A 1,105-nucleotide genomic window follows, 5' to 3' on the forward strand; every position below is an offset into this window, starting at 1 on the left:
ACTGCCTCCGTGCTGGGGTGGGAGAGTAGGACGCCGCCGTACGTTTTTTTCGGGGAGGGGCCGCACCTGTCGGGTGCGGCCCCTCCCCCTTTTTTTGTTTCCCGGACGGTCTCCGCAGTAGGAGGGCGGGGAGAGGATCGCGGCGATGAGGGAACGTATCCCTTCTCGCGGCCTGTGGGATAGCCGCCGCCGGCAGCGCGTGCTTCGGTTTTCCCCCGCACACGTTCCGTACCGTTGACGCCAGAGCCGGGCCGGAACACGAGGGCGTTCCCCGGCAACCTGAGCGTGCGCTCGGCGGGAAGCCGGGCGACGCGCCGCCGCTGGGCGGGAGGACGACCAGCCAGCGGAAGAGGCGGGTCCCATCGCCGCAGTCGTCCCCTCTACGGAAGATCCACATGCTCAGAGACGTTGTCAAGGGGGACTACCAGCAGGAATCAGGCGGTTTCCCAGGTAGATCCGCAGATGCCGTAGAGTTGATGTGGATCTCGAATCACTCCGCGCTGCTACGAAGAGGTGGCAGCGCTTTTGACTTTTTACGGACGGAACATGACTGACGACAGCCGATCGGGGGGCCGAGACGGCTCCGGGGCCCGAAACCAGGGAGGTCACCGATCCGGCGGCCACGGGACGAGCGGACGAGGCGACTCCCGGTTCAGTCGCGGTGGTGAACGGGGCGGGAACCGGGCAGGCTCCGGACGAAACGACCGCGGCGGTTACCGCCGCGAGGACGACCATCCCCGCCGTCGCGACGACGAGGGCCGGGACGAGAACCGTTCGGGTGGCTACCGGGGTGGCTCAGAGCGTCAGGATGACCGTTCCGGCCCGCGCGGCGGCTACCGCCGCGATGAACGGGACGGCAACCGAAACGGCGACCGTCCCCGTCGCGATGACGAGTCCCGCGGATCGGGCGGCTATCAGCGTGGTTCCGGTGAACGCTCGGACCGGCGTGACGGTGACCGCGGCGGTTACCGGGGCGGTCGCGGAGACCGTCCGTTCCGCTCCGGTGACCAGCAACGCTCCTCGTTCCGTGGTGACGACCGGCCGAGCGGTGGTTACCGGGGTGGTTCCGATCGCCGTGACGACCGGCCGAGCGGTGGTTACCGGG

1 protein-coding gene is annotated in these 1,105 nt (G+C 68.8%); it reads right to left on the reverse strand.

Annotated elements, in window-relative coordinates; all coding sequences use genetic code 11:
- Window positions 1-795 precede the first annotated feature (795 nt).
- Window positions 796-1,105, reverse strand: a 310-nt coding sequence (locus EV190_RS23520; protein ID WP_208113235.1) for a hypothetical protein, incomplete at its 5' end; no start/stop codon positions are given.

The sequence above is a fragment of the Actinorugispora endophytica genome, assembly GCF_004363075.1.
In the GTDB taxonomy this organism is placed as follows: domain Bacteria; phylum Actinomycetota; class Actinomycetes; order Streptosporangiales; family Streptosporangiaceae; genus Actinorugispora; species Actinorugispora endophytica.